Here is a 17,330-nt window from a genome sequence, read left to right on the forward strand (position 1 = left end):
CCGCCGATATGCGCTTCAGTGCGCGCCGTCTCCGCGCCGCACCGCGCCGACTGTGCGGAACATCAGACGCGTATCGTTGGCGAAGGACATGGAGCGGATATAGTCCACATCCAGCTCGGTCCGCTCGTCGAAATCCACATTCGCACGGCCCGAAACCTGCCACAGCCCGGTGATGCCGGGGCGCGCGGCCAGGCGCGGCAGATGGTGCATCTTGTAGGTACCGACATCGAAGGAGGTCGGCCGCGGACCGACCAGCGCCATCTCCCCGCGCAGTACGTTGATCAGGTTCGGCAGTTCATCGATGCTGGTCTTGCGCAGAAACTTGCCGACGCGGGTGATGCGCGGATCTTCGATAAGTTTGAAATCGGGCGAGTCGGCTGCATGATGATTTTGGGCGCGAAGCGATGCCTTCAGCGCCTCCGCTTCAGGCACCATGGTGCGAAACTTCACCAGCCGAAACGGGCGGCCGAGATAGCCCGTGCGGTTCTGGCGGAAGAAGATGGGGCCCTTGCCGTCCAGCCGGATCGCAATCGCCGCAGCCAGGAAGACCGGAGCCAGAAGCACCAGCAGCATAGCAGCCACAAATCGCTCGACCATCGGCTTCACACGGCGCGCATAGAAAGCCTGCCGATATTCCAGAGGCAGCGGAACGCCGCGCATGTCGCATTCGAAGCGCACGCGGCGTTGCCAATCCTGCCGGCGCTCCGCCTGGGGCCGAGCCGTCGTAACCGCCGGTTTGCCGGCAGCTACGCTCTCCAGTTCTTGAATTTCCAGGCCGATTCCGTGACCAAATCTGTGCATGACACTGCCCCGCTTCTGACTGGAGCGACTACGCTGCCGACCCTCGTCGCGGCTTCACATATGATTAAAAATGTCTTTAGAGAAGGGCGCGGCGGAGACCGCTTTTGCCCTGCCCCGTAATGCGACAACCGCGCGCCCCCACGTTAACATCCCCTGTTGACAGCTTTTGCCCGCCAGACAGTTGCCGCTCGCATATTACTATTGCCAAGGGGCGGCGAAGCGATAGATATTTGCGCTCTGCTGTCTGGGGGGACAGCATTGGGGGGAAATCGAAAAAGATGATGTTCATACGTCGCATAGCCTTGGCGATCTGTCTTGCGCTGTCGCTCAGCGTGCCCGCCATGGCGCAGGAGCGCTCGGCAACCAGGCAAGGGTTCGAACTGGCGCCCGGCGAGGGCAAGAAGATCCTCGTCTTCCGCCCCGCCGTCAGCGTTGGCGGCCAATCCACCGCCGGAATGTTCGAACCCAATGGCGAATGGACCGAAGCCGCGCGGCGTAACATCGAAGCATCGCTCGCGCGGCTCCAGGCGCAGCTCGGCAATCAGGTGATCGCGGCGCCCGAAGCCTATGGCGAGGATGCGCAGAACCTGCAGGAACATTTGGCGCTGTTTGCCGCGGTGTCTCAGGCGGTGATCGAATATCAGTTCTTCGTCGGCAACCGCCTGCCCACGAAGAAGAAAGACAACAAAGAGGACGTGTTCGACTGGTCGCTCGGCAGCGGCGTGGCCGACCTTCCCGGCGCGAAGGATGCCGATTACGGCCTCTTCATCTGGAACCGCGATGCCTATGGCTCCACAGGGCGCAAGGTGCTGCAGGTGCTGGCGCTGCTCGGCCCCGGCGTCGCCGTGAAATCGGGCGAGCATCGGGGCTATGCCGGCCTGGTCGATCTGAAGACCGGCGATCTTCTCTGGCTGAACGCCGACGGCGCGATGGGCGGCGATGTGCGAAAGGAAGACGGCTCCGATAAGCGCGTGCGCCAGCTGCTGGAGGATTTTCCGGGCAGCAGCATCGCTGCCGAGGAACCGGCCGCGTGATGCGCCCATGGCTTGGTGGCGTGCTGGGCGCGCTTGCCATCGCCCAGCCGCTATCCGCTGAGGAGAGCCCCCTGCCGCCGCCCTATGAGGGCGTCTACCAGCCGCAAGGGGTGGATGAGATCGGTTTCTGGCGGGAGGATGACGAAAGCGAGCGTGCCCTTGCCGCCTCCCCGCTCGTTATTCGCGATGCGGCGCTCAACAGCTATGTCAAAGGCGTGCTGTGCGACACGGTCGGCCCGGATCGGTGCAACGCCGTGCGCGTCTATATCTTGCGCGAGCCGACCTTCAACGCCAGCATGTCGCCCAACGGCACCATGCGCGTGTTCAGCGGCCTGTTCCTGCGGGTGCGCAGCGAAGCGGAGCTGGGCGCGGTGCTGGGGCATGAGTTCGGCCATTTCGAACGGCGCCACTCGCTCGCAGGGTTCCGCCGGGCACGCAGCGGGACGGATCTTCTCGCCTGGACGTCGCTGCTCGTCAGCATGGCCCCCAGCTATGGCGCGGCGAGCAGCCAGCGGAGCCTGGAGATGGCGGTCTACGGCCAAATCTTTCGCCACGGCCGCGATCAGGAGCGCGAGGCGGACCGGCTGGGCGTGAGCTATCTGAATCAGGGACGGCTCAGACCGCAGGCCGCCTCAGAGGTTTGGAAGACCGTCATGACCGAAGCTGAATCCTCGGCGCGGTCGCGCGGCCTCAAAAAACCGAATTTCAAGGCCATTGCCTTTTTCGCCTCGCACCCGCCCGAAGCGGAGCGCGCCGACAATCTCGCGGCGCTGGCGGTGCCCGACGGCGCCGCGCGGGACGACGGCGCGTTGCGCTACCGCGAAGCGCTGGCACCCTTCATGCCGCAATTCCTGGACGATCAGATCAAGCTGAACGATTTCGGTGCCAGCGATTTCCTGATCGAGAACATGGCCGAAAGCGGCGGCTGGTCCGCTCCGCTCTGGTTTTCCCGCGGCGAACTGTATCGCCTGCGCGGCGCGCAGCGCGATTTCGTAAACGCCGCAGATTTCTACGCCCGGGCCATCGCGCTCGATCCTTCCCTGGCGGAGGCGCATCGCGGCCTCGGCCTTGCCCTGTTCAAAACCGGGCGGCGCGAGGAAGGCATGACGGCGCTGAAAGAGTATCTCAACCTGAAGCCCGACGCCTCCGACGCGAAGATGATCGCGCTCATGCTGCCCCAGGACACCGGATCATGACCCCTTCCCTGCCCGCCAAATGGACCCTCGCAGCCACCGCGCTGCTGCTCGCCGCCGCGCCCCTTTCGGCGCACAAGCTGCGCGAAAAGGGCGCGAGCGTGACCGTAGCCAATTCGGCGATGACGGTGACGCCCGCGCGCGACTGGAACAGGCTGAGCGGATCGCCGGGCAAATTTGCTGAAAGCTGGACGCTGAATGGCGAGCAGCTGGACGACCTTACCTTCTACGGCGGCATCAAACCGGGCCAGCCTCTGGTGAAAGAGCGCAGCAAGAAGCGCGATCCCCTACCCAAGTTTAAGAAAAGCACACTCCTTATCGAAGTGCCCGAGCTGCTCGAAGGGACCTATCGGACGTACAAGACGCTTGGCACCTTTCAGTTGCTCTCGGCCGAGCCGGCCCCGTTCCTGCGGAAAGACGGCGTGCGGTGCACCTATGAATATACCGATGATGACGGGCTCACCCGCAAGGGAGAAGCACGAGCCGCGATCGTGGACGGCCAGCTTTATATGGCCACCTTCGATGCGCCGCGTCTGCATTATTTCGATCGCTCGATCGAAGACGCCCGCGCCATCATGGACAGCGCTAAGCTTTAAGCTACGGTAATTTCGGTAGGATTATCGGCTGGAGCAATCCCCCGGATCGCTCACGATTGCCGAAATGGTGGGCGCGGCAAGGATTGAACTTGCGACCCCACCCGTGTGAAGGGTGTGCTCTACCACTGAGCTACGCGCCCGGATCGGCGATCCGAAGGGCGCGCCAATGCCAGAGAGCGCGCGGGATTGCAAGCGCGTGGTTGAAGCGCCGCTCAGGAAAGCGGTGCGCCGTCGGCGACCTTGGGGTCCATCGCCTCGATGCCGGCGCGCTGCCAATCCGGCAGATCGAGCGCTTCCATATCCTCGACGCGGCGATGCTCCACCGAGTAACCGAGTTCCGGATAGGCGATGCGCTGGCGCTTCTCGTCCGCCTGATCCAGCGGCACCACGGCCAGTCGTCGGTTGACCTTCTGCCGCCAATTCATGCGCGCGGTGTTTTCCTGCCCGACATAGCAGCCCTTGTCGAAGGCGACGCCGTTCAGTTCGATCGCGTTGCATTCGAGCCATAAGGTGGCTTCCTGGCCCAACTCTGCCTCGCCCTCCGTTACGCCACACGCCAGCCGGTGGGCGCGGAAACCGGCGGAGACGTCCGCATCGTCATCGGCGATCGGCGCGATCCAGCGGCGGCCGAGTTCGGGAAGGCGCGGATCGGGGCTGCCTTCGCCGCCATCGGCGCTCCAGAATACGCCCCGGTCCTCGTCCCGTTCGAACGCGATCTTGCGCCGGAGGCGGTAGATCGAGAGGCGGCGGATCAGGCCGTCTGCATGGGCTGCCTCACAATCGATCAGCACATCGTCGCCGTCCGCCCAGAGCAGGAAATCGAACAGCACCTTGCCCTGCGCGGTGAGCAATGCTGCCCATATCGGGCCGTCTGCGGCATCGGGCTCCAGCCGCCGCGTGTCGTTGGTGACGAGCCCCTGCAGGAAGCCGCGTACATCCTCCTGTCCGTCGGTGGCGGAAACGCGGATGAGCAAGCGGTCGAAAAGTCTTGGGGAAGCCATGGGCCTTAGGTAGGCACGCTCGACCTTGAAACAAACCCGTGAGTGCCGAGCTTGTCGAAGCACGGCTCTCCGGCGAGAAACGTCCTTCGATAGGCGTAAGGCTTACGGAACCAGAATGGCTGATAGCAAAAATTTCCTCACCATCCGCCGCCCGGACGACTGGCACCTGCATCTGCGCGACGGGGACATGCTGCAGGCGGTGGTGCCTTACACCGCGCGCCAGTTCGGCCGCGCGATCGTGATGCCGAACCTCTCACCGCCCATCACCAGCGTGGCCGCGGCGGAGAGCTATCGCAACCGCATCCGCCTGGCGCTGCCCGAGGGTGCCGATTTCGAGCCGTTGATGACCGCCTATCTGACCGACGAGATCGCGCCGGACGAGATCGAGCGCGGGCACGCGAAAGGCGTGTTCACCGCGGCCAAGCTGTATCCGGCCGGCGCCACCACCAACAGCGCGGCAGGCGTCACCGATATCGCGAACATCCGCCCCGTGCTGGAGCGGATGGAGCGCATCGGCATGGTGCTGTGCATCCATGGCGAGGTAACCGATGGCGATGTCGATATCTTCGACCGCGAGGCGGTGTTTATCGATCGGATATTGGCGCCGCTGACGCGCGATTTTCCGGCGCTGAAGATCGTGCTGGAACATATCACCAGCGCGGACGCCGTGCAGTTCGTGGAAAGCGCGGGCGATAGGGTGGCGGCGACGATCACGCCGCATCACTGCATCATCAACCGCAACGCCCTGTTCAAGGGCGGCATAAACCCGCACGCTTATTGCCTGCCGGTGGCCAAGCGCGAGCGGCACCGGGCAGCGGTGCGCGCGGCGGCCACCTCCGGATCGGCGAAATTCTTCCTTGGCACCGACAGCGCGCCGCATGCCCGCCATGCGAAGGAAAGCGCCTGCGGCTGCGCAGGAATTTTCAACGCGCCTTATGCACTGGAAAGCTATGCGCGCGTGTTCGATGAGGATGGCGCGCTGGACAAGCTGGAAGCGTTCGCCAGCGAAAACGGCCCCCGCTTCTACGGACTGCCGCTGAACGAGGGCACGGTGACGCTTCGCCGCGAGGCACAGAGCGTGCCGGATCAGCTGGAGGGCGAGCTGGTGCCGTTCCTGGCGGGCGAAACGCTGGAGTGGCGGCTGGACTGAACCGGCTGGCTCAGATCGCCAGCCCTAGATCGCTAACCCGCGCCGCGCCCGGCGAAAGCTGTCGACCGAGAAGATGACGAGCGCCGCCCAGATCAGCGCGAAGCAGGCAAGGCGCGGTGTGGTGAGCGGCTCGTCATAGAGGAACACGCCGAGCGCGAACTGGATGGTCGGCCCGATATAGCTGATGAAGCCCAAAGTGGTGAGCCGCATGCGCCGCGCCGCGCCCGCGAACAGCAACAACGGAAAGGCGGTGACCGCGCCGCCCGCGATGAGGAACAGATCGGTCCGCAGCGAGCTCCCGAAACCGCCCGCCCCGCCATAGAGCCAGAACCAGACCACCGCGCCCAGCGCCACCGGAGACAGGATCACCGTTTCCGCCGCAAGGCCCGGCATCGATCCGACCGGCGCGAGCTTGCGCACCAGGCCGTAGCTGCCGAAGCTGACTGCCAGCGCCAGGCTGACCCACAGGGTCTCCAGCGCGCCGGCAGCCAGAATGGCCACGCCAATGAAGGCCAGAACGACCGAGACCGCAGTGGCCTTCGTCATCCCCTCCTTCAGGAAGAAATAGCCGAGCAGGACATTGAGCAACGGTGTGAGATAATAGCCGAGGCTCGCCGCCAGAATGTGATCGGAGAAGACGGCAAAGACGTAGATCAGCCAGTTGGCCGCGATCAGCGAGCTGGACAGCAGCATCAGCCAGCGCGTCTTGGGCGTCTTCAGCACGCCCCAGAAGACGGCAAGCTGCTTGCGGAAGGCAAGGATCGCCAGCAGCAGCGGCACCGACCAGATGACGCGGTGCGCCACCACCTCCACCGCGGGCACCGTGGTCAACTGTTTGAAAAACACGGGCATGAAGCCCCAAATCACATAGGCGCCAAGCCCTTGAATAAGGCCATTGCCCTGCTCGGTCGGCGGCACATCGGCGCGGGCCGCCTCTACCGGGGCGGCGGGTGGATCGTCGCTCATACCGCGGGGCCGCTCAGAAAGTGATCAGCAGCCTAAGGAAGCAGAGCACGAATACCAGGATGCAGAAGTTCCGCCCGCTCTTGCGGCGCGAAAAGGTGCCGATGACGATACCGATGAGCGGCAGCGGCAGCAGGATCAGCGCCAGCAGCCAGCCCACGATCGGCAGGACCGAGGGGATGGCGATGACCGCCGAGACGATGCCGATGGCCCATGCGATGATGTTTCCCATGCCCCAGCACTGCCGATCCGTATCGAAGCTGGCAAGCGGTTTCTGGGGGCGAGTCGGACGCTTCCGCAGACGCGGGTGAAAGCCGCCGTTCATCCCTGCGGCATTTCGTCGATGGCCCGGAACGCCTGGGCTTGTCGTCAAATGTTCAGGAAACCGCGGGTAAACATGAACTGTTCTGACAAGAAATGGTCGCCTCACCCGGACGGCCCCAGCAAGGAGATAGAGGATGAAAACTGCAATTCTTGCCGCAGCCGCTGCGCTGACCATGGCCGTCCCCGCGCCCGATCTGGGCCCGGTTACCCAGGGTGCCGCACTGCATGCCGATCAGGGCCGCCATCTCGGCCACTACAAGAAGCATCGCAAGTGGCAGCGCGAGCGCGCCCGCGAACAGCGCCGTTATTACGCCCAGCAGGACCGCGCCTATGAGCGTCAGCTGAGCCGCAACGATCGCATCTGGCGCGGCGACGATGGCCGTTATCGCTGCCGCCGTGCGGACGGCACCGCAGGTCTCGTCATCGGCGGCGCGCTGGGCGCGATTGCCGGCTCCGAAGTCGCGGGCAGGCAGAACCGCACCATAGGCGCGATTATCGGCGCAGTGGGCGGCGGCCTTCTGGGTCGTCAGATCGACCGCGGGGGCTTGCGCTGCCGCTAAACCAAATAACCTGACGTCACGCGAGAGGGCGCTCCCATATTGGGGGCGCCCTTTTTCGCGCCTGCAATCCGGTCTATGGCTGGTCCTTTCCCACGAAAGGCGCTGCCCATGTTGAACGGTCCCCTGCTCGTTACCCAGCGGCTGATCCTGCGCCCGCCCGCAGCGGAGGATTTCGAGGCGGTGGTCGGCTTCTATTCCGAGCCCGAGACGATGGAACATCTGGGCGGCGTGAAGCCGCGTTCCGAGGTCTGGCGCGCCTGGTGCTGTATGGCGGGCAGCTGGCATATCAATGGCTTTGGCATGTTCTCCCTGATCGAGCGCGCCACCGGCCGCTGGATCGGCCGCGCGGGCCCCTGGCGCCCCGCAGACTGGCCGGTCGACGAGGTGGGCTGGGGCGTCGCGCGCGATTTCGCGGGCAAGGGTTATGCGCGCGAGGCCGCGGTGGCGGCGATCGATTACGCCTTCGACGTGCTCGGCTGGGACGCGGTGCACCATGTCATCGCGCCGAAAAACGCGGCTTCGATCAAGCTTGCCGAAAGGCTCGGATCGCGCCTCGAAGGCCCGACGCGCATGCCCGCGCCCTTTGGCGACAAAGAGGTGCAGAGCTGGGGTCAGACCCGCGAGGAGTGGCGCACGCGCAAAAACTAGGCGCCGCCTCAGACCGCGTCGATCTCCACCGTCTGCACCAGCTTCGGCTTCGCCCGCGCAGCGATGAGGCTGCCGGTAACGATCAGCACCGCGCCCGCCAGCACGGGCCAGCCGGGCGCTTCGGCGAAGAACAGCCAGCCGAACAGGCTCGCCCACAGAAACGCGGTATATTCCACCGGGATCAGTACCTGCGCCTCGGCCCGCGCATAGGCCCAGCTGAGCAGCAGGAGGGACACCGAGGATAGCGCCGCCGCGCCCAGGATCGCGGGCCAAGCCGGTGCATCCGGAACGGAGGCGAGCCATGGCGCGGCGAGTGCATAATAGCCCGCGATCAGCGCGCCCATCACGAACGCGATCTCCATCGGCCCCGCAATCTGCGCCTGCCGCCGGGCGAGGATGAGGTTGTAGGCGAACAGGCAGGCCGAAAAGAGCACCGCCCCCGCGCCCAGCAGCGCGTCCGCGTTATAATCTCCGCTCAGCCGTCCGCCGACGATCACCGCCACGCCCAGAAGGCCCAGTGCGGATGCGATGATCGCGCTGCGCCCGATCGTCTCGCCCAACAGCAACGCCGCTAGGTACAGCGCTATCACCGGCGCGATGAAGCTGAGCGCGATCGCCTCCGCCAGAGGCAGGCGCCCCAGCGCCCAAAAGAAACTGAGTGCCATGGGCAGGAGGACGAGCGAGCGGCGCAGATGCAGCCGCATCGCCGCGCGCGTGGGCCGCTGTCGGCGGCGCAGGATTAGGTATAGCGGCAACAGCATCGCCAGCGCGGCGAGCGAGCGCCATAGCATCGCGTCGTATACTCCGATGGTCAGCACCAGCTGCTTCATCAGCGCGTCCATCAGCGAGAAGCAGCCGATACCAAGGCAGGCGGCGAGAAAGGGCAGGATCGGACGCTCGGCCATGATGGGCGCTATCGGTTGGCGGACGGGGTGTGTCTACAGCAATGCTGCTCGATCCGTTCGCCCTGAGCTCAAACGGGAGGGGTCGGGAAGGAAGCAATTCGGAACTCCCCACGCCCCCGGCGCGTCGGTTTGGCAGAGCCTTACCGATTCGGAGACCCGCCGCATGATGCGCACCATCACCCTTTTCGCCCTGTTGCCGCTTGCCGCCTGCGCCTCGCAGGACATTGCCGGGCCAAAATCGCCTTATGAGGTGCAGCAGAAAGTGCGTGCGGATTCGCCCGCGGGCGCGCTCGATATGGAGCAGACCAATGGCACCGTGGTGGCGAGCGAGGAAGCGCTCGACCGGTTGCGGAACAATAGCGGCATCACGCTCCAATGGATCGGCTGGCAGAAGCGCGGAGAACTGGAGGTGACGCAGCCGGATGATGTGGTGATGCTGAAAGGGCTCCAGCAGGGCAACGATGAGCGTCCCGGCACGCTCAGCATCGACGGGAAGGTGACCGCGATCAAGAAGGACCGCTTCACGTTTGACGGTACGATCCGCATCGCGGACGCGCCGGATCCGGGCCGCGATTGCGTGCGGAGCGGGCCGATGGAATTTCTCGTGACGCAGGACCGCAAATATTGGCGGCTGCAGGACATGGTCGCCTGCGACGGGCTGACCGACTATGTCGATATCTACTTCTGAAGCGCAGCCCGCTGCTCGGGCGGCGGCGCGAACTTCGCATTTTCATCGGCCATCGCCAGCATCGCATTGGCGTGACGCTGCGCGACGGCGCGCTGGTCCTGCCCGTAGCCGCCGCCCATGGCGCTCGCGATCGGCAGACCGCGGCGGCGCACCTCTCCGATTACGAACCGGTCCCGCCGTTCCAGCCCGGCATCGGTGAGCGCCAGCCGCCCGAGCTTGTCCTCCCCATGCGGATCTACCCCCGCCTGATAAAGCACCAGATCGGGTCGCACCTCGTCCAGCAGGCGCGGCAGATGCGTGGACAGCGCTTCCAGATAGGCTTCGTCCCCGGTGCCGTCGGGCAGGCCGATATCGAGATCGGACCGCGCCTTACGCGTCGGGAAATTCTTCTCGGCATGCATCGAGAAGGTGACGATGTCGTCGCGCCCCGCGGTGAGCGAGGCGGTGCCGTCGCCCTGATGCACGTCGCAATCGACTATCAGGATACGCGCCGCATCGCCCTGCGCGATCAGCCGGTTGGCAGACACGGCGAGATCGTTGAACACGCAGTAGCCCGCGCCGGTATCATGCAGCGAATGATGGCTGCCGCCCGCGCTGTTCGCGGCAAAGCCGTGCTCCATGGCAAGATGCGCGGCGCGCCAGGTGCCGCCATTGGTATGCTGTACGCGCTGCGCGATATGCGGCGTCACCGGAAAGCCGATGCGCCGTTCCTTCTCGCGCGGTACATCGGCGGCCAGCACGCTGTCGACATAATCGGGATCGTGAACCGCCGCGAGCCAATCGCGCGGCATGGGCGGCGGCGCATGCTCGGTCATCGCTGCCCCGCTTTCGCGCAGGCAGATCATGACGAGCTGATATTTGTCGAACTTGAACGTGCCGCGCTCCGGCGGCGGCGCCATGTAATCGCGATGGTGGACCACGTGCAGCATCGGGAGAATGTGGCGATTGGGGACAACGGATCAACCGATCCGAGTATAAGCGAGCAACCGAACCCTTTATCGGGCGGTGCCCGCAAACCCCGTCAGCGCATCGCCTTCCATGCGCATGACGCGCCATTCGGGCTGCATCTTCGCGCCGATATGTTCGTAGACGCGGATCGCGCTCTCATTCCAATCGAGCACCACCCATTCAAAGCGCGCGCAATCGCGCTCGACCGCGATTTCCGCCAGCCGCTTCAGCAGCGCGCTACCGATGCCGTGGCCACGCTTCGCCTCGCCGACATAGAGGTCCTCCAGATAGAGGCCCTTGCGGCCCTCCCAGGTCGAGAAATTGTGGAAGAACAGCGCGAAGGCCGCAGGCTCGCCCTCCCACTCCGCGATCAGCGCCTCAGCGACCGCATGCTCGCCGAACAGCGCGTCGTGCAGCCGCTCCGACGTCGCCTTCACCGCGCCCGCCGGTGCTTTCTCGAACGCGGCCAGTTCCTCGACGAAACGCTGGATGGTGGAAACGTCGTTCCGAGTGGCGCTGCGGATCGAAAGGCTCATTCCGCGGGCACCGGTTGGGCGTCCGCGTTCGCCGCCTCGATCTCGGCCGCCTTGGCCTCGACCAGCGAGACGATGTGATCGAGCATGTCGCCGTCCGCCACATGATGGTCGGTCACACCGCTCAGATATACCATATGTTTGCCCTTGCCGCCGCCCGTCAGGCCGATGTCGGTCTCACGCGCCTCGCCAGGCCCGTTGACGACGCAGCCAAGAACGGAGAGCGAGAGCGGCGTGTTGATGTGCCGCAGCCGGTCTTCCAGCGCCTGCACCGTGCGGATGACGTCGAAGCCTTGGCGCGCGCAGCTAGGGCAGGAAACGATCCGAACGCCGCGCGTGCGCAGGCCCAGCGTCTTCAGAATTTCATAGCCGACGCGCACCTCTTCCTCCGGCTCGGCAGAGAGCGACACGCGCAGCGTATCGCCGATACCGGCCCAGAGCAGATTGCCGATGCCGAGCGCGGATTTCACCGTGCCGCCGATAAGCCCGCCCGCCTCGGTAATGCCGAGGTGCAATGGGCAATCGACGGCGTCGGCCAGCTGCATATAGGCGGCGACCGCCAGGAACACGTCGGAGGCTTTGACCGCAACCTTATATTCGTGGAAATCCTGATCCTGCAGCGACTTGATATGATCGAGCGCGCTTTCCACGAGCGCTTCCGGGCAGGGCTCGCCATATTTTTCCAGAAGATCGCGCTCCAGCGAACCGGCGTTCACGCCGATGCGAATGGCGCAATTGTTAGCCTTGGCCGCATCCACCACTTCCTTCACGCGCGCTTCGGACCCGATATTGCCGGGGTTAATACGCAGGCAGGCCGCGCCTGCATCGGCCGCTTCCAGCGCGCGTTTGTAGTGAAAGTGGATGTCCGCGACGATCGGCACCCGCGCCGCGCGCACGATCTGCTTCAGCGCGGCGGTGGACGCTTCGTCCGGGCAGGAAACGCGGATGATGTCCACGCCCGCTTCCTCGCAGCGGCGGATCTGGTCGATCGTCGCCTTCGCGTCCTCGGTCGGCGTGTTCGTCATCGTCTGCACGGTGATGGGCGCGTCGCCGCCCACGGGCACATCGCCCACCATGATCTGCCGGCTCTTGCGGCGTTCGATGTCGCGCCAGGGGCGAAGGGAAGGATTGTCGGCGGTCATGGGAACGGGCCTCGATGCTCGGTGGTTTCCCCCATATAGCCGCTCGATCTTACAGTTGCGAGTGGTGCCTTGCCCCTTCCCCTTACGCAAAGGAACTCTCCCATGCCCACCATCCTCATCACCGGCGGCAGCCGCGGCATCGGCGCCGAACTTGTGCAGCAATATGCCGCAGACGGCTGGGACGTGATCGCCACCGCCCGTTCGGACAGCGACCTCAAGGAACTGGACGGCATGGACAATGTGACGGCGATGGAGCTGGACGTGGCCAAGCCTGATAGCGTCGCCGCCTTTATCGACGGGATTGGCGACCGGCCCATCGACGTGTTCCTGAACAGTGCCGGCGTCTACGGCCCCCGAACGCCGGAGCGGGACGGCTGGATGGATGTGCTGGAAATCAACGTCGTCGTCGCGCCAACCCTGCTCGCCGAGAAGTTGAAGCCGAATGTCGCCGCATCGGAGAAGAAGGTCATGGCGGTGGTGACCAGCCGCATGGGATCCATCGGCGACAATGGCGGTGGCGGATCGATCCCCTATCGCAGCAGCAAGGCAGCGGTGAATGCGGCCTGGAAAAGCCTGTCGATCGATTGGAAGGATGACGGCATCGCCATCGTCATGCTGCACCCCGGCTGGGTGAAAACCGATATGGGCGGCGATAATGCACAGATCGATACGAAGACCAGCGTAGACGGTCTGCGCGATCGGATTGCGGAGACCGATCTGTCCAACACTGGCCGCTTCGTCGCTTATGATGGCGCGACGATCGAATGGTAAGTCGTTTGCGCCCGCCGCTCTCTGATGATGAAGAGAGCGGCGGGCGCATGTTCAATTAGAAGCGGGCGTTCAGCGCCAACCCGAACTGATCCACATCGCCGCGATTGGTGGACCGCAGCGTGGTGTTGATCTGCGCAGGCGTGCCCTCGTAGAAATTGTCCGACCGGTTCAGCGTCGCCGATGCCACGAAGACATGGGCATAGCTGAAGTCGATGTCGAACCGATCATTCAGACGATAAGTCGCGCCAACCGTTGCCCAGGTGCGGTCGCCATCGGGAACGCGGGTGCTGAGAAACGCATCGGGAACCGGCGTTGCATCATACATCGTGCCCGCGCGCAGCGTCAGGCGATCCGTGAAGTCATGCTCCGCACCCAGAGCCATCGACCAGCTGTCCTCGTAATTCTGTGGGCTGGACTGCGCCGGGCGGCCTTCGGGAAAGACGGTGATCGCATCGAAAGTGGACCAGTTGTACCAGTTCCAGCTGCCGTAGACCCGCGTGGCGCTATCGACACCGAACATCGCGCTGACAGTGGCGATATCCGGCAAGGTTAGCGGCGCGGTGGCGGTGGTCGAACCGTTCTGGCCCGCCAGCGGACCGACCAGACCGGACAGATCGAACGTGCCTTCCAGATTGTGCTTCATGCGCGAACGGTAATGCGCGCCGAGCCGTACCTTTTCGACTTCCAGCTGCGCGCCGACATTCCAGCCGACCGACACATCGTCGCCCTGCACCCGCAGGAAGCCGTCGCCGCTTGCCGGGTTGAGATTGGGCAGCGCGTTGGTCAGCTCCACATCGATATATTGCACATCGACGCCTGCACCGATCGAGAGGTTGTCGTTGATCTTGTAGGCAAGGCTGGGCTGCACATTCACCGTGAACACGTCGGAACGCAGCGAGTCGTAGCGGCCGAAGAAATCGTCATCATAGTCCACGACCACGCCGAAGGGACTGGAAACGCCCAGACCCGCCCACAGCCGATCGGTGATCTGCGCGGTGGCATAAGCCTGCGGCACGACGATCGGCTGGGAGAAGGGGTTTCCGCCGTCGCCGCCGGGCACGGGGATCGACACCGGGACGCCGGGAACGGTGCGGGTGGTGCCGCGATTTTCCTGGCGGGAGTTCACCAGAAGCAGCTCGCCGCCCAGCTGGAAGTTGATGCCCTCCAGCTCGGTCATGCCGGCCGGGTTGTAGTAAACGGTGGAGGCGTTGTCGGCCGATGCGGCCTCGCCCGAGAAAGCGCGGCCCAACTCGCGCGCAGACTGTTCCTGCAGATAAAAGCCGCCGGCCATGGCCGGGGCGGCGCTGCCGAGCAGCAAGGTGAAAGCGAGCATTTTGTAACGAAGGGACATGTTTGGATGGTCCTGGTTGGTTTGGGTAGCGGCCTGCCCCCTAATCGCCGATTGCGCGCAAAGCTCCTGCGAAAAACCGATTCCGGTGCAGCTGTGACATCGGCGCATCAGATTTCGCCTTCGCCGCACCCGATCCCGTCATGGCCGGGGCGATTGCGCGCGACCGGACACCGCCATAGGGTGCACGCCCGACAAAGGGGGTTCGAATGAAACGATCGACGATGATGTGGGCGGCGGCTTTGGCACTGGGCCTAGGCTCTGCGGTGCAGGCGCAGGACGGCGGCATGGGGGCGCAGCAGGCGCCGGAATGGGCGCTTACCATCCATGGCGGAGCCGGGGTGATCGAGCGCGACAAGCTTTCGCCCGAAAAGGACGCGGAAATCCGCGCGGCGCTGAACCGGGCGCTCGCCGCTGGATCGAAGGTACTGGCCGACGGCGGCGCCGCAATGGATGCGATCACGGCGACCATCACGGTGCTGGAGGACGATCCGAACTTCAATGCGGGCCGCGGCGCGGTTTTCACTTGGGACGGCGCGAACGAAATGGACGCCGCGATCATGGACGGTCAGACGCTGGACGCCGGCGCCGTGACTGGCGTCACCCGTACCAAGAACCCGGTGCTGCTGGCGCGAAAGGTGCTGGAGGATAGTGAATTCGTGTTCCTGAGCCGCGAAGGCGCCGACCAATTCTCGCGCGAGAACGGGCTGGAGCAAGTCGACCCCGGCTATTTCGCCACCCCCGAACGGCGGCGGCAGCTCGATCAGCTGAAGGCGGCAGAGGCGGCGGGTAGAACCATGTCGCAGCTCGATATCGATCATAAGTACGGCACGGTGGGTGCCGTCGCACTGGATCAGGCCGGCCATGTCGCCGCGGCCACCTCGACCGGCGGACTGACCGGCAAGCGCTGGGGCCGGATCGGCGATGCACCGGTGATCGGCGCTGGCACCTATGCCGACGATCGCTCCTGCGCGATTTCCGCCACCGGTGCGGGCGAATATTTCATCCGCCTGGGCGTCGCGCATGAAATCTGCGCGCGGTTGCGATTCGCTGCGATCGACAAAGCTGCCGAGGAACAGGCTGCGCTGCCGCTGGGGCCGGACGGCGCGCCGCCGCGCGTGGTGACGCCGGACGAGGTTTCGCTGTCGGACGGCGAGGTGCAGGACATCGTCGCCGGCGTGATCGACGAGTTGGGCGATCTGGGCGGCACCGGCGGTGTGATTTACGTCACCCCCTGGGGCAATCAGGGCTGGAGCTTCAACACGCCTGGCATGTACCGCGGCAAGGCGGCTGCGGACGCCGAGCCGATGGTCGCGATCTATGGCGACGAGGAGTAGGACGCCGTCTTTCCCTTGCCATAAATCGGGATTAGGGCGCGCGGCATGATCCGTATTCTTCTGGCGCTTTCTGCAGCAGCCGCGTTCCTGCTCCCCTCCCCCGCTTTCGCATGGGGCGAATATGGGCACCGCACCGTCGCCGCCATCGCGATGGATAATATCAGCCCGCACAGCCGCACCGTGATCCGCCGCCTGCTGAAGGCCGCGCCGCTGCTCGGTACACCCGATTGCGCGCTGAAGTCGATCGGCGATGCCAGCGTCTGGCCGGACTGCATCCGCCGCGACCGGGACCGCTGGGGCTATACCTCCCCCTGGCATTACCAGAATGTCGATATCTGCGAGCCATTCGCGCTGGAACCCAATTGCCCGAACGGCAACTGCGCCTATGCGCAGGTGGAGCGGAACATGAAAATCCTCTCCGACAAGTCCCTGCCCGACAATGTGCGGCTGGAGGCGCTGGCATTCCTCGTCCATTTCACGGGCGATCTACACCAGCCGATGCATGCGGGAGATCGGCACGATCGCGGCGGTAACGACGTGGATGCCGATTACGGCATCATCCCCGGCCTCAATCTGCACTGGATCTGGGACGGCCCGCTGGCGGAACGCGCCATCTCCACGCCCCCTGCGCTTGTGCGGCGCTATAGCGCGGCGGAAAAGGCCGCGATCGATCAGGGCACGCCCGAGGATTGGAGCCGCGAGGCTTGGGAGGCGAGCCGCGATATCGCCTACGCCCGCGCTCTGGATGGAGACCCTTGCGGTCCGAAACCGGGAGAAGCTGTGGTAATCGATGAGGCCGATGTCGCCGCCTCCGCCGATACGCTGCGGCTGCAGATCGAGCGGGCGGGGCTACGTCTGGCCGATATCCTCGACAAAGCCCTGTAATCCAAGAAACCATGTAACCGGCAAATTTTGAGAGAGCGCGGTTGCTCCAAACGACCGCTTCTGCGCGCGCGGCTATGACCAGTGCGTAATTGCCACTTCCGTCAGAACCCGCGCGTCCCCTGCCCTTTGATGTGACCGATATGTCACAAACACCCATCGGTTCAACGCTCGTGGAAACCTTTTCGCCGCGCCGCGTTGATTGGTGCAGTGCGAAAGGACAGTATTATGACAATCCAGACCACGGCCACGAGTTTTGGCATCCATGGCGCGATGGAGCGTTATTCCTTCATGTATCATGATGGAGAGGCCAATCATTGCCCGGGATGTGGACAGAGCCACTGGCATATCGGCCGCGCGACTGCCGAATGCGCGCATTGCGGCACGGCCATGCCGCTGTCCGAGGTGTCTTCCACTCCGGCGCGTCCGCTTTTCTACGTTCGCAACAGCAAGACGGCGATGGCGGCCTGAACCATTGCGGCAGGGTAAGCTCCCTTCCGCTGATC

General features: G+C 64.7%; 20 protein-coding genes and 1 tRNA gene. 11 read left to right on the plus strand and 10 right to left on the minus strand.

Annotation, left to right across the window (positions count from 1 at the left end):
- Positions 1-15: 15 nt before the first annotated feature.
- The gene (locus H7X45_RS09275; RefSeq protein WP_214645483.1) at positions 16-801 is read right to left on the minus strand and encodes a sugar transferase; all 786 of its coding nucleotides are present in this window, start codon (positions 799-801) and stop codon (positions 16-18) included.
- Between the two features lie 278 nt (positions 802-1,079).
- On the opposite strand from H7X45_RS09275, the gene H7X45_RS09280 reads away from it, so the two are divergent.
- The 3 genes from H7X45_RS09280 to H7X45_RS09290 are packed head-to-tail and all read left to right on the plus strand — an operon-like array spanning position 1,080 to position 3,624.
- A complete protein-coding gene (locus tag H7X45_RS09280) occupies positions 1,080-1,835 on the plus strand; it encodes a hypothetical protein (RefSeq protein WP_187334620.1) in 756 nt (251 codons plus the stop codon).
- Positions 1,835-3,031, plus strand: coding sequence for a M48 family metallopeptidase (locus H7X45_RS09285; RefSeq protein WP_187337082.1), 1,197 nt, complete (start codon positions 1,835-1,837; stop codon positions 3,029-3,031). Before H7X45_RS09280 ends, H7X45_RS09285 begins: the two co-directional genes overlap by 1 nt.
- A complete protein-coding gene (locus H7X45_RS09290) occupies positions 3,028-3,624 on the plus strand; it encodes a hypothetical protein (protein WP_187334621.1) in 597 nt (198 codons plus the stop codon). Before H7X45_RS09285 ends, H7X45_RS09290 begins: the two co-directional genes overlap by 4 nt.
- Before the next feature lie 65 nt (positions 3,625-3,689).
- On the opposite strand, the gene H7X45_RS09295 is transcribed toward H7X45_RS09290, so the two are convergent.
- Positions 3,690-3,764, minus strand: a tRNA-Val gene (locus tag H7X45_RS09295).
- Positions 3,765-3,836: 72 nt separating this feature from the next.
- Positions 3,837-4,625, minus strand: coding sequence for a CAF17-like 4Fe-4S cluster assembly/insertion protein YgfZ (ygfZ, locus tag H7X45_RS09300; protein ID WP_187334622.1), 789 nt, complete (start codon positions 4,623-4,625; stop codon positions 3,837-3,839).
- Positions 4,626-4,740: 115 nt separating this feature from the next.
- Here ygfZ and pyrC point away from each other — a divergent pair, with 115 nt between their 5' ends.
- Positions 4,741-5,775 (plus strand): dihydroorotase, encoded by a 1,035-nt coding sequence (pyrC, locus tag H7X45_RS09305; protein WP_187334623.1) that lies wholly within the window; start codon positions 4,741-4,743, stop codon positions 5,773-5,775.
- A gap of 24 nt (positions 5,776-5,799) precedes the next feature.
- On the opposite strand, the gene rarD is transcribed toward pyrC, so the two are convergent.
- Positions 5,800-6,741, minus strand: coding sequence for an EamA family transporter RarD (rarD, locus tag H7X45_RS09310; protein WP_187334624.1), 942 nt, complete (start codon positions 6,739-6,741; stop codon positions 5,800-5,802).
- Positions 6,742-6,754: 13 nt separating this feature from the next.
- Positions 6,755-6,970 carry a hypothetical protein gene (locus H7X45_RS09315; protein ID WP_187334625.1) on the minus strand — a complete coding sequence of 72 codons (216 nt, stop codon included), beginning with the start codon at positions 6,968-6,970 and terminating at the stop codon, positions 6,755-6,757.
- Between the two features lie 226 nt (positions 6,971-7,196).
- Between H7X45_RS09315 and H7X45_RS09320 the strand changes: the two genes are divergently transcribed.
- Positions 7,197-7,622, plus strand: a complete 426-nt coding sequence (locus H7X45_RS09320) for a glycine zipper 2TM domain-containing protein (protein ID WP_187334626.1) — start codon at positions 7,197-7,199, stop codon at positions 7,620-7,622.
- A gap of 108 nt (positions 7,623-7,730) precedes the next feature.
- Complete coding sequence (locus tag H7X45_RS09325) at positions 7,731-8,270, plus strand: GNAT family N-acetyltransferase (protein ID WP_187334627.1); 540 nt, start codon at positions 7,731-7,733, stop codon at positions 8,268-8,270.
- An 8-nt stretch (positions 8,271-8,278) separates the two neighbouring features.
- Here the strand turns inward: H7X45_RS09325 and H7X45_RS09330 are convergent, their stop codons facing one another.
- A complete protein-coding gene (locus H7X45_RS09330; protein WP_187334628.1) occupies positions 8,279-9,175 on the minus strand; it encodes a DMT family transporter in 897 nt (298 codons plus the stop codon).
- Positions 9,176-9,338: 163 nt separating this feature from the next.
- Between H7X45_RS09330 and H7X45_RS09335 the strand changes: the two genes are divergently transcribed.
- On the plus strand, positions 9,339-9,863 hold the full coding sequence (locus H7X45_RS09335; protein WP_187334629.1) for a hypothetical protein: 525 nt from the start codon (positions 9,339-9,341) through the stop codon (positions 9,861-9,863).
- Here the strand turns inward: H7X45_RS09335 and H7X45_RS09340 are convergent.
- The 3 genes from H7X45_RS09340 to ispG all read right to left on the minus strand — a co-directional run bounded on the left by H7X45_RS09340 (position 9,854) and on the right by ispG (position 12,486).
- Positions 9,854-10,762, minus strand: a complete 909-nt coding sequence (locus H7X45_RS09340) for a histone deacetylase family protein (RefSeq protein WP_187334630.1) — start codon at positions 10,760-10,762, stop codon at positions 9,854-9,856. The two genes, H7X45_RS09335 and H7X45_RS09340, sit on opposite strands and share 10 nt — an antisense overlap.
- 96 nt (positions 10,763-10,858) lie before the next feature.
- Entirely contained in the window at positions 10,859-11,347 is a 489-nt protein-coding gene (locus H7X45_RS09345) for a GNAT family N-acetyltransferase (RefSeq protein ID WP_187334631.1), read from the minus strand.
- Positions 11,344-12,486, minus strand: coding sequence for a flavodoxin-dependent (E)-4-hydroxy-3-methylbut-2-enyl-diphosphate synthase (gene ispG, locus H7X45_RS09350; RefSeq protein WP_187334632.1), 1,143 nt, complete (start codon positions 12,484-12,486; stop codon positions 11,344-11,346). Before ispG ends, H7X45_RS09345 begins: the two co-directional genes overlap by 4 nt.
- Positions 12,487-12,588: 102 nt before the next feature.
- Here ispG and H7X45_RS09355 point away from each other — a divergent pair, with 102 nt between their 5' ends.
- Complete coding sequence (locus tag H7X45_RS09355; protein WP_187334633.1) at positions 12,589-13,257, plus strand: SDR family oxidoreductase; 669 nt, start codon at positions 12,589-12,591, stop codon at positions 13,255-13,257.
- A 55-nt stretch (positions 13,258-13,312) separates the two neighbouring features.
- Here H7X45_RS09355 and H7X45_RS09360 read toward each other — a convergent pair whose 3' ends face one another.
- Complete coding sequence (locus H7X45_RS09360; protein WP_187334634.1) at positions 13,313-14,608, minus strand: OmpP1/FadL family transporter; 1,296 nt, start codon at positions 14,606-14,608, stop codon at positions 13,313-13,315.
- Positions 14,609-14,814: 206 nt separating this feature from the next.
- On the opposite strand from H7X45_RS09360, the gene H7X45_RS09365 reads away from it, so the two are divergent.
- From H7X45_RS09365 to H7X45_RS09375, 3 genes are all read left to right on the plus strand, one after another.
- The gene (locus H7X45_RS09365) at positions 14,815-15,942 is read left to right on the plus strand and encodes an isoaspartyl peptidase/L-asparaginase family protein (protein WP_187334635.1); all 1,128 of its coding nucleotides are present in this window, start codon (positions 14,815-14,817) and stop codon (positions 15,940-15,942) included.
- Positions 15,943-15,987: 45 nt separating this feature from the next.
- Positions 15,988-16,827: a S1/P1 nuclease gene (locus H7X45_RS09370; protein WP_187334636.1), complete on the plus strand. Its 840-nt coding sequence runs from the start codon at positions 15,988-15,990 to the stop codon at positions 16,825-16,827.
- 225 nt (positions 16,828-17,052) lie between these two features.
- The gene (locus H7X45_RS09375; protein WP_187337197.1) at positions 17,053-17,295 is read left to right on the plus strand and encodes a hypothetical protein; all 243 of its coding nucleotides are present in this window, start codon (positions 17,053-17,055) and stop codon (positions 17,293-17,295) included.
- The last annotated feature ends 35 nt before the right edge of the window (positions 17,296-17,330 follow it).

It is taken from the genome of Novosphingopyxis iocasae (assembly GCF_014334095.1).
In the GTDB taxonomy this organism is placed as follows: Bacteria; Pseudomonadota; Alphaproteobacteria; order Sphingomonadales; family Sphingomonadaceae; genus Novosphingopyxis; species Novosphingopyxis iocasae.

What these genes read in the sequence shown, in the direction of transcription:
- H7X45_RS09275 (WP_214645483.1), bottom strand. Translation starts at nt 801, where the DNA reads ATGCACAGATTTGGTCACGGAATCGGCCTGGAAATTCAAGAACTGGAG.
- H7X45_RS09280 (WP_187334620.1), top strand. Translation starts at nt 1,080, where the DNA reads ATGATGTTCATACGTCGCATAGCCTTGGCGATCTGTCTTGCGCTGTCG.
- H7X45_RS09285 (WP_187337082.1), top strand. Translation starts at nt 1,835, where the DNA reads ATGCGCCCATGGCTTGGTGGCGTGCTGGGCGCGCTTGCCATCGCCCAG.
- H7X45_RS09290 (WP_187334621.1), top strand. Translation starts at nt 3,028, where the DNA reads ATGACCCCTTCCCTGCCCGCCAAATGGACCCTCGCAGCCACCGCGCTG.
- ygfZ (WP_187334622.1), bottom strand. Translation starts at nt 4,625, where the DNA reads ATGGCTTCCCCAAGACTTTTCGACCGCTTGCTCATCCGCGTTTCCGCC.
- pyrC (WP_187334623.1), top strand. Translation starts at nt 4,741, where the DNA reads ATGGCTGATAGCAAAAATTTCCTCACCATCCGCCGCCCGGACGACTGG.
- rarD (WP_187334624.1), bottom strand. Translation starts at nt 6,741, where the DNA reads ATGAGCGACGATCCACCCGCCGCCCCGGTAGAGGCGGCCCGCGCCGAT.
- H7X45_RS09315 (WP_187334625.1), bottom strand. Translation starts at nt 6,970, where the DNA reads ATGGGAAACATCATCGCATGGGCCATCGGCATCGTCTCGGCGGTCATC.
- H7X45_RS09320 (WP_187334626.1), top strand. Translation starts at nt 7,197, where the DNA reads ATGAAAACTGCAATTCTTGCCGCAGCCGCTGCGCTGACCATGGCCGTC.
- H7X45_RS09325 (WP_187334627.1), top strand. Translation starts at nt 7,731, where the DNA reads ATGTTGAACGGTCCCCTGCTCGTTACCCAGCGGCTGATCCTGCGCCCG.
- H7X45_RS09330 (WP_187334628.1), bottom strand. Translation starts at nt 9,175, where the DNA reads ATGGCCGAGCGTCCGATCCTGCCCTTTCTCGCCGCCTGCCTTGGTATC.
- H7X45_RS09335 (WP_187334629.1), top strand. Translation starts at nt 9,339, where the DNA reads ATGATGCGCACCATCACCCTTTTCGCCCTGTTGCCGCTTGCCGCCTGC.
- H7X45_RS09340 (WP_187334630.1), bottom strand. Translation starts at nt 10,762, where the DNA reads ATGGCGCCGCCGCCGGAGCGCGGCACGTTCAAGTTCGACAAATATCAG.
- H7X45_RS09345 (WP_187334631.1), bottom strand. Translation starts at nt 11,347, where the DNA reads ATGAGCCTTTCGATCCGCAGCGCCACTCGGAACGACGTTTCCACCATC.
- ispG (WP_187334632.1), bottom strand. Translation starts at nt 12,486, where the DNA reads ATGACCGCCGACAATCCTTCCCTTCGCCCCTGGCGCGACATCGAACGC.
- H7X45_RS09355 (WP_187334633.1), top strand. Translation starts at nt 12,589, where the DNA reads ATGCCCACCATCCTCATCACCGGCGGCAGCCGCGGCATCGGCGCCGAA.
- H7X45_RS09360 (WP_187334634.1), bottom strand. Translation starts at nt 14,608, where the DNA reads ATGTCCCTTCGTTACAAAATGCTCGCTTTCACCTTGCTGCTCGGCAGC.
- H7X45_RS09365 (WP_187334635.1), top strand. Translation starts at nt 14,815, where the DNA reads ATGAAACGATCGACGATGATGTGGGCGGCGGCTTTGGCACTGGGCCTA.
- H7X45_RS09370 (WP_187334636.1), top strand. Translation starts at nt 15,988, where the DNA reads ATGATCCGTATTCTTCTGGCGCTTTCTGCAGCAGCCGCGTTCCTGCTC.
- H7X45_RS09375 (WP_187337197.1), top strand. Translation starts at nt 17,053, where the DNA reads ATGACAATCCAGACCACGGCCACGAGTTTTGGCATCCATGGCGCGATG.